This is a genomic window from Exiguobacterium sp. S3, assembly GCF_018617295.1.
Taxonomy (GTDB): Bacteria; Bacillota; Bacilli; order Exiguobacteriales; family Exiguobacteriaceae; genus Exiguobacterium; species Exiguobacterium profundum.
Window position 1 is genome coordinate 1 of sequence record NZ_JACSJW010000007.1, and the last position, 13,081, is coordinate 13,081.

The window sequence follows — 13,081 nt, forward strand, 5'->3', positions numbered from 1 at the left end:
TTCACCTCGTGAACAAGTATGCGAGAAGGAGACAAAATTGTACATTCTTATCCCATCACTTTAGGACACATTAAAAGTATCATTTATAGGCGAGCGAATAGTTCTCCTCGAGGAATGCGTCAATCGTCAGTTGCAACAGGTTGTACGACATCGACTGGAGCGGGTTCATCAGGTTCAACACCTCGACCTGATAGCCGCGTTGCTCGAGCGTCTCCTTCGAGGCGGCAAAGAGCTCACCTTTCGGGTCGTTGATGATCAAACTCGCCTGGTCACGTGCCCGGCTGTACAGATCGATTGTCGAGAAGACGAACGTCTCGCCCTTCCCGGATCGGGTCGTCCCGATGACAAGGTTGTTGACGGGAGAATCATCGATGAACAGCTCGTTCTTGACCCTTCCGACGGGGACACCACCCAATCCGTCATAGCGCTTCTTCCGGTCCGGGACGCGACGGTACTGTTGCTTCAGTTCATCGAACGAGGTGAAGCGGGCGCTCCCTTTCTGATTCTTCCGCAGGTCCCGGAAGTTCAGCCATACCTTGCCGAACACGACCATTCCGATGAACAGACTGAACACCATCAGCCCGATTAAGACGGTCGAAGAGGGAAGGCTCACCTCCAAGAACAAGGAAGGCGTGATTCTCGGAATCGTCGCTCCGGCCAACAGTCCGTTTTGTAATATCGGGGTCATGATTTGTCGAATGATGTTGTAGACCCCGTTCAGCAGATAAAAAATCCCGGCCGGCACCACCAATAGGCAGAACAGGGCAGGGAAGATCAGACGTATCGGGAATCGTGGTGATAGAGACTGAGTTCTCAATTATTTCACCTACCTTAATCTAAATAAAGAATCGTTTGTAGGTTAACTTCTTCAGCAGCGATAGCGGCTTGAATCTTCTCACGGGCTGAAGTGTCCTTGCTAGAGGTTTTTTTCAGTTTCTCGTTCAGTTCGTCGATAGTGGCCGTGATATTTCGGTACTCGTCGATTTTTTCTTGTACGGCAGAATTGTTCGTCTTGGACGCCCACTCCTTTGCGGACTTGATGTCCCCGAGATAGAGATAGGCGGTCACTTTTGCCGAGATGCGAGGAGCGGTCCATTCCACGTCATCCGTCTTGGCCACAGTCTCATGGTCCCGTTCCAGTGCGGCGATATCGAACGCGCCCTCATCGGTCGGATGTGACGCTTGGAAGTCCTGGAGCCGTTCCAATTTCTCCTTGACCGGTAGGTCGAGCCCGGCCAACTTCGTCTCGATCAGGATGGAATCATCCGTGAGCTCGAGCGCTTTCTGGTCTGCGCCTTCTGACAGATAGAGATCGACCAGTAAATCATCCTCTTCCTCGGACCAATCTTTCCGTTCCAGTAAAGCGATGAGCGCGGATTCCTCACCTTGGAGTGCCTCTTCGTATGCGTCCAGCCATGTCTGTTCGACACCGGTCACCTGTTCGGCGTGAGCCTCTTTATCGATGAACCATTGGGTGGCAGTGAAGAGTGAGGTGATTATAATCCCGATCGTGGCCGCCCCGTAGATGAGGCGGCGCTGTAGTCGGGTCAGGCGCGACTGATAGGTCGACGACACAACCGGGTTCGATTTAACGAACCGGCGCTTATAGTCATCCGGTGTCTCGGACTCGATCTCGTCGAGGAGCCATAGTTTCTTTACGTTATCTTCCTTCTTTGTCCGGATCCGTTGCACGCGGTCCTTCACTTGATGATACAGGTTTGGATAGGCGCCTTCGGTCCCGAATGTGAACGTCCCCCGATAGATCAGTTCATCTTTCTGATCGAAGAGCCGAAAGTCACCGGAACAGCTCGTCCCTTCCTCGCTGCGTGCCTGGTGCAGGTCATGTGTCGCGAGGACCGCCTCGGCGAAAGTGAGCCGCTCATAGTTCTGTATCCGCGTGTCCGGCACGTCGGTGAATCGTACAAACAGCATCTCGTTCCTCCTCTCGTTTTAAGCAACAAAAAAAGCCTTCCGATTGGAACGCTGTGCGAAGGTGCATTAGAATTTGATATTCTGGTCGACCATCTCGGCGAGCGTGAACGCGCCCATGACGATAATCAGACCGACGGCGCCCCCGACAAGCCAGCCGACGGCCTTCGAGCGGCCGCGATCCCCGCCGAAGATGAAGTAGAAGCCCCCAATCGCGAAGGCGATGGCTGCGGCGATGACGGCGAGTCCCTGGAAGAACTGAAGCAAGCTGAGCCCTGTCTCATTGAGTCCCATGTCGTTCCCTCCTTAGTCCTGGTGCGCCGGCGACTTGAAGCTGAGCTTCGCCTCGAGCGCCTCCAAAATGAGTTCCTGGTTGTCCTGGATGACCTGTTGGTGTTGTTCGTCGAGCCACTCCTCATAGTCCTTCCCACGGATGCGTAAGAGTTTCTCGGCGAAGCTACGGTTCTGTTTTTGTTCTTTTGATGCCACAGTACACACTTCCTTCCCTTGATCTCGTGATGTGCAGCAGCACATCATTAAGGATAGTCGGATTCGGTGCGGTGGGTTTCTAGCCGTTCTCCCACGAACTCTATTCCTCGCTGAGATGAGGAGCTGTACAGGGTTTTTCGATGACCCGGAACGATGTAGTGACCTTGTGGCGAGTTTTAGGCGACTCTCGCCGAACCATCTGTGCGTAGATCCCGCCCACCCGGTCACTGGTGAGGGACACGCCGATATGTGATTGGAGGAGACCATCCTTAAGGATGTGCTGCTGCGTCGATGACGGTTACTGTCGGACTCTCTTCCGCTTTTTGACGTGGATGAGCTCGTCATCCGGGTTCTTGCGTTTGGCGAGCACGTGGGCGTCACAGACGACCGTGCGGATCCGATAGTAGAGTTGCGTCAACTGGATTGTCTCGCCGCTCCCTTTCTCGATGCCGATGAAACCATGTAGCTCATACGTCTTCCCGTCGAACGTACGGACCGAGTCGGCCTGTGGCAGTTCCTTCAGGTCGAACCGGCGGCGCTCGAGTTTTGTGACGGAACGCTTCGTCCCGTAGCCGAAGTCGATGGCGTCCCACGGCACCGTCGCAAGCGTGTGTCCGAACGCGCGGGCCAGGTGATCGATGTCCGCAATCGACGGCACCGAACGGTTCTGTTCATATTGGCTGATGGTGGGCTGCGAAATCTCTCCAAATGTCTTCTCGGATAGTTCGACCTGTGACCAGCCCAAGAGCCGGCGGTTCTCCTTCAACCACTCCCCGAATCGATACATAAGTCTTCCCCTTTCTGTAAACCAGAGCGGCGACCAAACAAATGTTTCTTTTTGTGATTCCAATATAACAGGGTTAAGAATAAAAATCATCAATTTCCTTATATGTCATAAATTTTACAGTTAACATTTTCTGCCGATTACGCCCTGAACAAAATCTGAAGAACAACAATGACTAAAAATTCTTTGTTTTGTAACACTACTGTAAAAAAATACGATTTAATTATAGAAATATTAATAGTTATTTTGACTTCAAGAGATTATATTAAGCATAGAAATGTGCGAGTTCGTAAAGAATAAAGATAAAGAAAGTATTTTAATTAAACTGCTCCCCGTCAAATAGACAGGGCACAAGCCGTTTAGTCGTTTCTGGAGACAATCATGGTTGTAGAACGATATGTAGGTCTTGATGTACGATGTGAGTTCGCTATAGGCCTAGAACTCACGCAGATAGTACCTCTCGATTTTCAGGGTACCCCCAAAATCCTCAATCGGGGCGTTGTCGAGACAACGTCCGACCCAGGACATATTGTGGGTCAGCCCTGCGTCTTCCACCATGCGCTTGAACCCGCTCGAGGGATATTAGAACCCTCGGTCACTATGGATTATCGGACCCGCTTCTGTGCGGAGCCCCGCGATGGCTGGGATCATCGTCTGGAAGACGAGCCCGTTATTGTTGGATTTCCCGATGCGATAGGCAACAATCGAGCCGTCATAGAAATCGATGATCGCGCTCAGATATGCCTTCCTTCCGACGCCATATTTGAACTCGGTGACGTCGGTGCACTATTTCTCATCCGGTCCGGACGCGCTAAATTCTCGGTTCATCAGGTTCTCGGCCCGCAGGCGCTCGTTCTCACGCTCGATCTGTTGGATGCGACGTTCGAGCTTTCCTCGTTAGTCAGTTCCTCTTCCTGCTTCGTCAGTCCGCGCTCGTCCTCGAGCCCCTGCACGCCGTCGGCATTATAATTTTTCGTCCAGTCATAGACCTGCTGGTACGACACGGCGAATATCTCGGCCTTCCGTTGATAGTTCCGCCCGTTGTCCAGGCAATACCTGACGATTCCATGCGTTCCTCGAATGTGGTCTTTCCCCCCTTTTGCGATAGTTCGAACCATCCCTTTTCTCGAATCTGTTAACTCGCTATGACTAGTATACTTCTTGATCCACCGATATAGAATCGAGTGACTGCTGATTTGATGGGTGGAGAGGACTTCTACCGTGGTGGCCCCGTCGAGATAGTCACGTACGGCCGCTATTTTCTGTTCCTTGGTGTACAGTTGCCATGTCCTCGACTCCTTCAAGGCATCAATCCCGCCGGTCTCGAATTTCACTTTCCACAATTGAAGGGTACGCTTAGAGACGTCATGAGCCTCCATGATTTCCTTCCAGCTATATGTTTCTTCTTCCATCATACGTAGTGTACTCAGTTTTTGTTCGATTGAATGCCGACTTCTCTTCATAAAAAAACTCCCCAATAGAATGAGGGCACTGAAAAACCTTCGCTCTATCCGAGCGTGAACAGAGAAAAGGACGATTGGCCGACTAGTGTCGGGACAATCGTCCTTTTTCCTTTCCTAAATCAGATACTTTATCAAAACTTGCTACAGATTCTACTGGAGTACACATTGCTATTCCATTATTTTCACATAAAAAAATAATCTTTAAATTATGTTTCGAGGCAATATTCATACATTCATGAATTGTTCCACCTGTAGCTGCACCATCTCCAAATAGACACCAAATAACGTTATTCTTTTTATCGAATTTTGAATCAAAAGCTAATCCTAAGCTAATCGGTAAACCTGCACCAATAATAGTATTTGAACTTACCATACCTATTTCACTTGAATTCACATACATTGACCCATTTTCTAAATCGTCATTCATTAAGATTTTATTTAAAAGTTTAACAGGTGACATTCCAAATGCTAATGCTAAACCATGAGTTCTGTAAGTATTCACCATTTTATCGTTTTCTTTAAAGATTTTTGACATTGCTACGTTGATAGCTTCTCTACCAATAGAAAGGTGATTATATCTGGATATATCAGTACACTTTAGACTCTCATGTAATTTTTCTTCGAACCTTCTTATAAGATACATTTGTTCATAAATTTTAAATTTTTCTATATTTATATTATTCAACATCGTTACAGACTTCCTTTAACACTTTATTTACATGACTCTCTAAAAAACCATCGAACGGGAACTCCTTTAGTTCCACTCTTGCTATTAGATTTTCTAAAGCCAATTCTGCTTGGAATATGATATCTTCAGAGTAATTCATAACAATTTTATTTTTTTCGAAATCCTCCAAATCAATTACTTTCCAATTTCCGAGCTCGTCACGAACATAATCAATATCCAGATCTATAAAGCTTAAAATCTGATTATTATATTGGGAAGGCAAACAAACATTACAGTAATATTTTAATTTTCCGTTTTTTTCAATGTCGATATTAACTGTATATGCGGAATCTAAAGGGAAGAATTCGATAGAGTGGTTATTGTACTCATAAATATTTTTCCTAGAATGATGAATCAATTTTCTTCCTGGAGTACCTTTCAATAGAACATACTTTTCGTTAGCCTCAATAACATCCGCTGTCCATTCATAATGCAAGTTATCATTGTATTTATATACTTTAACTGTCGTTTTCTGATTCATATTATTTCACTCTCCATGTCTCTTAATAAATATAACGCTTTCATTTGTTTACACATCAAAGAATTCAATACATTTATTGTATTTTATTACTTTGTTTTTTTTCAATATTGTTTAATTTATATTTATTATTTTCCATATTTATAATTCAATCATTTTTAACAGGACTCTCTTGTCTTATAACTAAGTAACTTGTGATAATATAAGGTTATCACAAGTTAATAGAAATCATATTGTTTATATACATTCAATGTATTACTTAATTTACAACATAAATACACCTTTTTATTCTGAAATTTAATCTATTACACATGTAATACACAATATCCAGGCTTGGAACATCATAATACCTGAAAGTCAAAGAAAATTTCTTATAGAAAGAGGGAGAGACATGGAAATCGACAAAAGACAGGCCATGTTCGAGATGGCGCTGAAGGAGATGACAGGAGCGAACCCGCGGCTCGTGGACGCCTTGAGGAACGACCACATCAACCTCGAGACGCTTTCGGACATCGAAATCATTGAGGTCTTCTGGGTGACGGAGCTCTTCCCAATCTATGCCGAGAAGAGCCCTCACACACGCCGCGCCTACAAACAGGACCTCGAGTTCATCCTGAACTTCGTGGTGACGAAATCTGAGGGTCTGAAGCGTCTGACGGTGCTAGATGTCCATCGCTACCTGTTCGAGGTGAACGAAAGATACGCGCCACGGAGCGCGAAGCGGAAGAACAACATGTTGAAGAGGCTATTGACCTACCTTCACGTCAACCATTACCACCAACACAACCTTGCCTTCCATGTGAAGAATCAGAGACGGCCGGAGCCGATCCGTCGTGAGATTGACTTCGAGGAGGTCGAGCGGATTGCTGAGGCCTTCCGCCATACCGTCAAACGGGCACAAAAAAAGGAGCTCATGGAGCTCCGGAACGAGACGATTGGATATCTGCTTCTGACGACAGGGATGCGGGCAGCCGAGCTCCTCTCGGTCAAGTTCACCGATGTGAGACGGAATCAAAAAGCTTTCTATCTCGAGGTGAAGGGGAAGCGTGACAAGTGGCGACGCGTCCCGCTCACCGAGAGGTCGAGCTATCTCATCAACCGTCTTCAGATACTCATGATGATTGAGGAGGAAACCTCTCCTTACATCGCCTTCAGTACAAAAAAAACAGGCAAAGCGATGTCCTATGAGGCGCTCCGACTGCTGACGCATCAGGCAATAGAGCATGTCGAGTCAGTCGAACAGATTACGCCGCACTGGTTCCGTCGTTCCTACATCACAAAACTTCTTGCGAACGGAAGCCCCTTAATCGGTGTTATGCAATTTGTGGGTCATGAATCAATATCTACGACGAACAACTATCTACAAACTATAAATGCGGATGAATATATTAATGATTCGAAGTTACCTTTTGAGTGATTCATTATAGCCTCAATTATTGTTGGTTATACCTCATATATTCAGTACCTTCAGCTACGTCTAAATAGGCGCGCGATTGACATTGTTAAAAATACGATTGTTAATACGACAATCAAACTGACTTTTTGAGTATAAAGGGTATCCCCATAAAATTCATTAAACTGAAAAATATGGGGCCATGGCATAAACTCTCCTCTTGTGATACTTTCAATCAATGTGTATGTGAATACTAATGAAGATGAGTACTCAAAACTCCTTGTTATTAGTATCAAAGCTGATCCCAGGCCCCAATATAGGAATAAGAGTAAAATGTGATGAATTATTATAATTGGGTTCGTTTTAACTAACTCGAAAGCTCCAGAGAGGCTTATAATTAAAATAAGATAACCCACCCCATAAATAACAAGAAGGGTAATAAGGTTAAAACTAAACCATCTTCTGTAGAAGGGAACCAGAGTATAATATGCACCTTGATCATGAAGAGGCTGAAAATAGAGGATTGCGGACCAAGAAATCCATGGAAGATAGAGCGTCTGGATTCTTTCCAGGTTTACATGTAAGTCACGTCCTGATATTAGAATTAAAGCTAATGTAAAACCAAACATGATCACGGGGACTATGTTTAATATTTTATTATATTTCCAATCGAATAATTGTACCTGCGTAATTTGTCCAAGTTTCATCCTAGACTCCTCATAACAGCTAAATAGCCGTCTGATAACTTAGGCACGATAGCATGGTCCCCATTTTTTTCATCTACGTAACGTACCTTCACACCGTCCAATGTCTCTTCAATGTTTACTACATCATATTCTTTCACCCAATCATTCAATTCACTTATTTGGACCGTTGATTCGGCAAGCATCCCCTCTGCTCTGGATTTTAATTCATCGGGGCTACCTTCGAACAATACTCTACCATTCGATAACATACCTATTTTAGTGCATAGAAATTCGATATCCTCCACTATATGGGAGGATATAATGATGGTATGATCATGCCCTAATTCCCGAAGCAGATTACGAAAGCGAATTCTTTCTTCAATGTCTAATCCCGCTGTCGGCTCGTCAAAGACTAGGATTTTTGGCTCCCTTAGAAGTAATTGGGCAATGCCCACCCTACGTCGCATCCCTCCTGAAAGTTCTTCCATTTTCAAGTGAGCGCTTTCAGTTAAGTTGACACGTTCCAATGACCTTTGAACTGCATCATACCTTTTCTTTTTGTCAATAATGCCTTGAAGGAGCGCTAGATGTGACAATACTTCATGTACAGGCAAAGAAGGGTATAGGTTAAAATCTTGAGGCAAAAAACCTATGATTTCGGATGTATCGGCATACTTTCTCCTCATCTTTGATTGCCCATCAATCAAAATATCACCACCTGATGCACTCGTCAGGCCGCATAAAATTTTCATCAATGTAGTCTTACCTGCTCCATTTGAACCAAGCAATCCATAGATTCCGTCGATACTTAGAGAAACGTGATGTAGCACTGTATTCTTTCTATATGTTTTAACGATATGTTCAACTTTTATCATGCTAGATCCTCCGGTCTGTTTACATTTCAACTGATTTTTCGAGATCTTGATACCATTGCTTTAAATAGACGAGTTGATCGTCGTGTGAACGGATCATGAAATCCTCGATTTTTTTCTTCGATGCACTTAACTCATCGTTTGTAAGAGTATCTCTCATAAAGAACACATCAGGTTCTTGAGGAGATGGGAGCCCTAATTCGACAGTCATCCAGAATGACAGCGCATCATCGAACGCAGTTTGTGTTGGTTGGTTCTGGCCACTTGATTTGTTTTTAGACCAAATTGCAGCGGGTACATACGCACGGACCACCTCCACTAAGTCATGGTCAAGCCGTAGCGTACTCCCTACATGAAGTAAAAGATGCTGCTTGTCAAGATACCCGAATTTCTCATGGTTGGGAGACACTAAAATTACGATATCTGGAATTCTATTTGCAATCCCAAACTCTTTTTCAGTGATATCATTGACCGAACTGATTGTTTCTTGTACCTCCGGCCAATATGAAACCGGACTAGTCCATGACTGGTCAACTACAATCTCTTTTCCGTCTTGTTGATAAGTTACAAATGTACCTTCAATTAATGTTACTCCGGCTCCGTATCCCTCGAATTCAGTATCTTCAACCATGGTGAGGTTGGTAACAAATTTTTGTTCCGGTTTGTAATTTAAACTAATCGGCATCCTATCAAATCGTTCAATCAATGGATCAAAGTTTTCAGCCCCAACTCTGCTATTCGGATTGGACTGCTTCATCGGATACCAATTCAACCATGCCGGCAAATAAGTCACTTGATCAGTGATTGGAAAGCGATTACTATTATGAATGACATATTCTACAGTCATTGTCACCGATTCGCCTGAATGGACCCCTTCTAACAAAATGAAATCTCCTTCACGTTGATATGAAACTGGTTCATCCTGAATGAGTATATCTGTTACCTCATATAAGTGATAGAGGGAAAGCGCGATACGATTCGTATTCGAGTGAATGACATAGTTTGCTCTCGCCCGAATCAAATCTTGACTGCCATTCTCAAGCTCTATATCAACTTTCTCGATATCGTAATCTAACATTGGTTTTACTTGTGAGGAATCAAACTGATAGTTTTTTGAATAATGGTTCTTCGTCTCCATGTCGAAAGAGCGATCAAAAACCAATTGTCCATTCTTCAATGCGAAAGGTGAGGTTATTATACAAAATACTAAAATCACAACAGCTGTCAGAACCATTCGAACCTTTTGACTGGTTCTGATGCCCCAACTGCTGATGATTAACAAAGTGACCGCAAAATGAACAAATAAAATCACTACATTTTTCCATAACAAAGATAAGTCACTTAAGTATCCAGTCAGTTCATAGTAAACAACCTCTGGCTGAAGTGGACCTATGAAAAAAAACGATCGTAGTTCATTAAAACCCTGACCAAAGAAAAAATCATCGAAAAATTCTGTATTTAATGGTCCGAGTAGAACCCAGCACATAAAAAGGATTACGATTCCAATTCTCATCTTTCCGAAAAAGAGTCCTGCGTTTATTCCCCATACAGCTGCTATGAGAAGTGGCAGCAGATAAAACATTATAGAATGAATCATGAGCTGTTGATAAAAATGAGTAGTGTATATTCCATTCGTCCAAAAGTAAAGAATAACAGGTATAAGTCCTATAACAATAAAGAGAATGGAAAATAACGTATGAGTAATGAGCAAGGCAAAGATACGTTGAAACTGAATCCACATCATATTCGGAAATGTAATGTGTCTTCTATATTGTTCTTGTTCGGATGTCTGCCTATACATATATACGCTGACAAGTAACATGACAGCCTGAATAGGGATAATCATTCCACTGAGAACTTCGGGATATTGCATATATACGTACGTATCTTGAAGCTTATCAAGCAACCTAAACACCATGACTCCCGGAATCAACATCAAACTGATTAAATAAAATATGCTTTTCCGCATTTGTTTGAAGTAAAAAAATATTAACTCGTTAAGTATACTATTGCTCATAAGAACCTCACTTTAAAAAGAAAGTACACCGACCTCAATAAAGAGGCCGATGTCTAGGTAGATTAGTTAACTTTTGTCTTCGCTTCGCCATAGATTGATGTAGCGCCAGACTGAGTATTTGCTTTTGAATAGTATTTGTTACCTGATGTAGCCGAGAAGCCGGTAGTCACTGTTCTGGCTGGTAACGCAGTAATTGAAGCTGCATTAGTATCCGGGAAGAAAGAGATAGAACGCTTAGCATACCCCTGTACGTAATACGTCGGACCGGCACTAGAAACAGTCAAGCTCCCCGATGAACCTGTAGCTGTAACCGTACTACCCGTTGCCGAAGAAGATCCCGGGCGGATACTTGCAGTTGATGTACCTGCTGCCATTGCCAAAGATGCAGCAAGTAATGACACTGATAGCAACGAAGCCACCACTGGTAACTTTTTCTTTTTACTTGGTTGGTTGATAATCAATATTCTCACCTCCTTTCCCTGTTTAGGATACCTTCTGAGAAATAAAAACAATCAAAAGAGTTCAATTTCTCGTTCCAAATTTCTTTCGTCGTAAATAGTAGAATTTCACACTGTTTTTCATTGATTTTGTCTAGCAATCTTAGAAACTTGTCAATCTCCTTATAGTTAAGATGATTCTCTGGATTGATAAAACATATAACCTCGGCTCCGTCTTTAACCGCCAAATCACAAAGTAATTCAAATTTTTCATACCCTGATAATCTTTGAAAGTCAGTAGAATATTTTTGTGAGAAGGATTCAAGATCATTCTTTAATTTAGAGTCAATTTTGAAAATTTTACTTATTTTTTTCCCGTTCATGTTTTTGAATAGACTCATGTTCCTTAAATCAATCACAGAAGGGAGTTTATTTATATTTCCCTCTATTTTCCCACTGCTCAATTTTTGTGTTCCCGTTAAAAGCGATATCAATAAATCCAATTCATCATCGCATTCACCAATCACAAGCGAGCTTTTTACAAATTCAAAATTTAAATTTGTAATGTTTCTTATATTTTTTTTTGAAAGTGTACTTACATTAGAAAAAGATAGAATAGGCTTGCCCTCCTCTCCCAGGTTACCGATTCGTAATAAGACACATACTGGCAATCTATCGTTTAAATGCATAATGCTAGTTTTTATCATTATATTTTTTTTGAACTAGGTTTATAATCCATTGTTCTATAGAAACATCTTGTAACGGTATAAAAGGATCGATTTTAACCGTCATGACTCCTCCATTAATAAAAACATCGTCTTCTCCTTGACCACTGTTATATTCAGACTTCGTTTCAATAACCAATTTAGACACAGATTGAACAGTCTTATTTGTTTCTGATAGTGATTCGGTTACTTGATTGTTAATTTTTTTAATTATTTTTGATTTATCTAAAGAACCAGACCATTTTATTGGAACAATAACCTCATTTTTGTGATAGAAGTCACCTTTTGAAAACACTCCAAAACATATGTTCGGACTAATATTAATTTCTGAGTTCAAAGAGTCAATCTCCAAATAATTATCCTCCTTAGTGCAGGAATCAAAATAGTTCCTTGGATACCATGCTTCATAGGAAGGGAAGAAAACATACTCCTCAGTAATCAACCTATCAATATTAGGGGTGTATGAATATTTAATAGTTAATTTTGATGTATTCCGAGATATATCTATAATCAACACATTATTTTTATGTACGTAATCTTGATTAATGTTGTTATCATTTTTCACGCTATCCACATTCATATATGCGGCCAAAATTATTTTATGTTTCCCCGTTTGGTTAGATTCAATTTTCAAATCACCAGTAAAGTTATAACTTTCATCAAACTTGATTTTGGAATTTAAAATATCAAGTACAGGAATATTGTTTAAATCAGTCGATATTTTTAAGGTATTAATTGATTCATTTGATGAATCGATAGAAAAATCTAGTTCGAAATCCTTTTTTTCCTCAACAGGATCAGGCATAAACAATATCAAGCCTGTAGAAGTGATGATCACCCCTCCCATCATGGCCATGACTCTATATACAGTCTTGAGCCTAGAAAATATTAATGGGAGTATTAAGATTAAAAAAAGAGGAGTAAATAAATATATCCAATAAATCAGTTCGTTTTGCGAAAAAAAGACTTCACTGAAGTACCCCAACATATTTGCTTTAGAAATATACAGTATAAATTCGTAGACTAAAATCACTAATACCATAAGAACTATCACTAATTTTCTTACAATAAACTGAGAAGA

Annotated in this window: 12 protein-coding genes and 2 pseudogenes; 1 reads left to right on the forward strand and 13 read right to left on the reverse strand. The window is 42.2% G+C overall.

Annotated features, from left to right (window positions below; translation table 11 throughout):
- Window positions 1-88: 88 nt before the first annotated feature.
- The 8 genes and pseudogenes from KNO65_RS14290 to KNO65_RS14325 all read right to left on the reverse strand — a co-directional run.
- A pseudogene (locus KNO65_RS14290) lies at window positions 89-580 on the reverse strand (type IV secretory system conjugative DNA transfer family protein); the annotation flags it as partial.
- 251 nt (window positions 581-831) lie between these two features.
- Window positions 832-1,932, reverse strand: coding sequence for a hypothetical protein (locus KNO65_RS14295; RefSeq protein WP_214784984.1), 1,101 nt, complete (start codon window positions 1,930-1,932; stop codon window positions 832-834).
- Between the two features lie 66 nt (window positions 1,933-1,998).
- Entirely contained in the window at window positions 1,999-2,223 is a 225-nt protein-coding gene (locus tag KNO65_RS14300; RefSeq protein ID WP_012390467.1) for a hypothetical protein, read from the reverse strand.
- A gap of 12 nt (window positions 2,224-2,235) precedes the next feature.
- Entirely contained in the window at window positions 2,236-2,418 is a 183-nt protein-coding gene (locus KNO65_RS14305) for a hypothetical protein (RefSeq protein ID WP_021065836.1), read from the reverse strand.
- Window positions 2,419-2,716: 298 nt separating this feature from the next.
- Window positions 2,717-3,205, reverse strand: a complete 489-nt coding sequence (locus KNO65_RS14310; RefSeq protein WP_214784985.1) for a helix-turn-helix domain-containing protein — start codon at window positions 3,203-3,205, stop codon at window positions 2,717-2,719.
- Between the two features lie 339 nt (window positions 3,206-3,544).
- A pseudogene (locus tag KNO65_RS14315) lies at window positions 3,545-4,665 on the reverse strand (IS3 family transposase); the annotation flags it as partial.
- A gap of 82 nt (window positions 4,666-4,747) precedes the next feature.
- The gene (locus KNO65_RS14320) at window positions 4,748-5,353 is read right to left on the reverse strand and encodes a thiamine pyrophosphate-dependent enzyme (RefSeq protein ID WP_214784987.1); all 606 of its coding nucleotides are present in this window, start codon (window positions 5,351-5,353) and stop codon (window positions 4,748-4,750) included.
- A complete protein-coding gene (locus KNO65_RS14325; protein ID WP_214784989.1) occupies window positions 5,343-5,873 on the reverse strand; it encodes a DUF402 domain-containing protein in 531 nt (176 codons plus the stop codon). Before KNO65_RS14325 ends, KNO65_RS14320 begins: the two co-directional genes overlap by 11 nt.
- A gap of 388 nt (window positions 5,874-6,261) precedes the next feature.
- Here KNO65_RS14325 and KNO65_RS14330 point away from each other — a divergent pair, with 388 nt between their 5' ends.
- Window positions 6,262-7,287 (forward strand): tyrosine-type recombinase/integrase, encoded by a 1,026-nt coding sequence (locus tag KNO65_RS14330; RefSeq protein WP_214784992.1) that lies wholly within the window; start codon window positions 6,262-6,264, stop codon window positions 7,285-7,287.
- A gap of 679 nt (window positions 7,288-7,966) precedes the next feature.
- On the opposite strand, the gene KNO65_RS14335 is transcribed toward KNO65_RS14330, so the two are convergent.
- The 5 genes from KNO65_RS14335 to KNO65_RS14355 all read right to left on the reverse strand — a co-directional run bounded on the left by KNO65_RS14335 (window position 7,967) and on the right by KNO65_RS14355 (window position 12,850).
- Window positions 7,967-8,824 carry an ATP-binding cassette domain-containing protein gene (locus KNO65_RS14335; RefSeq protein WP_214784994.1) on the reverse strand — a complete coding sequence of 286 codons (858 nt, stop codon included), beginning with the start codon at window positions 8,822-8,824 and terminating at the stop codon, window positions 7,967-7,969.
- Between the two features lie 19 nt (window positions 8,825-8,843).
- Window positions 8,844-10,694, reverse strand: coding sequence for an LTA synthase family protein (locus tag KNO65_RS14340; RefSeq protein WP_214784996.1), 1,851 nt, complete (start codon window positions 10,692-10,694; stop codon window positions 8,844-8,846).
- A gap of 206 nt (window positions 10,695-10,900) precedes the next feature.
- On the reverse strand, window positions 10,901-11,299 hold the full coding sequence (locus KNO65_RS14345; protein WP_214784998.1) for a hypothetical protein: 399 nt from the start codon (window positions 11,297-11,299) through the stop codon (window positions 10,901-10,903).
- Window positions 11,300-11,304: 5 nt separating this feature from the next.
- Complete coding sequence (locus KNO65_RS14350; RefSeq protein WP_214785000.1) at window positions 11,305-11,964, reverse strand: hypothetical protein; 660 nt, start codon at window positions 11,962-11,964, stop codon at window positions 11,305-11,307.
- A 4-nt stretch (window positions 11,965-11,968) separates the two neighbouring features.
- Window positions 11,969-12,850, reverse strand: coding sequence for a hypothetical protein (locus KNO65_RS14355; RefSeq protein WP_214785001.1), 882 nt, complete (start codon window positions 12,848-12,850; stop codon window positions 11,969-11,971).
- Window positions 12,851-13,081 lie beyond the last annotated feature (231 nt).

Coding starts and splice junctions, on each gene's coding strand:
- KNO65_RS14335 (WP_214784994.1), bottom strand. CDS start 8,824: ATGATAAAAGTTGAACATATCGTTAAAACATATAGAAAGAATACAGTG.
- KNO65_RS14320 (WP_214784987.1), bottom strand. CDS start 5,353: ATGTTGAATAATATAAATATAGAAAAATTTAAAATTTATGAACAAATG.
- KNO65_RS14340 (WP_214784996.1), bottom strand. CDS start 10,694: ATGCAATATCCCGAAGTTCTCAGTGGAATGATTATCCCTATTCAGGCT.
- KNO65_RS14325 (WP_214784989.1), bottom strand. CDS start 5,873: ATGAATCAGAAAACGACAGTTAAAGTATATAAATACAATGATAACTTG.
- KNO65_RS14295 (WP_214784984.1), bottom strand. CDS start 1,932: ATGCTGTTTGTACGATTCACCGACGTGCCGGACACGCGGATACAGAAC.
- KNO65_RS14330 (WP_214784992.1), top strand. CDS start 6,262: ATGGAAATCGACAAAAGACAGGCCATGTTCGAGATGGCGCTGAAGGAG.
- KNO65_RS14355 (WP_214785001.1), bottom strand. CDS start 12,850: ATGATGGGAGGGGTGATCATCACTTCTACAGGCTTGATATTGTTTATG.
- KNO65_RS14350 (WP_214785000.1), bottom strand. CDS start 11,964: ATGCATTTAAACGATAGATTGCCAGTATGTGTCTTATTACGAATCGGT.
- KNO65_RS14300 (WP_012390467.1), bottom strand. CDS start 2,223: ATGGGACTCAATGAGACAGGGCTCAGCTTGCTTCAGTTCTTCCAGGGA.
- KNO65_RS14310 (WP_214784985.1), bottom strand. CDS start 3,205: ATGTATCGATTCGGGGAGTGGTTGAAGGAGAACCGCCGGCTCTTGGGC.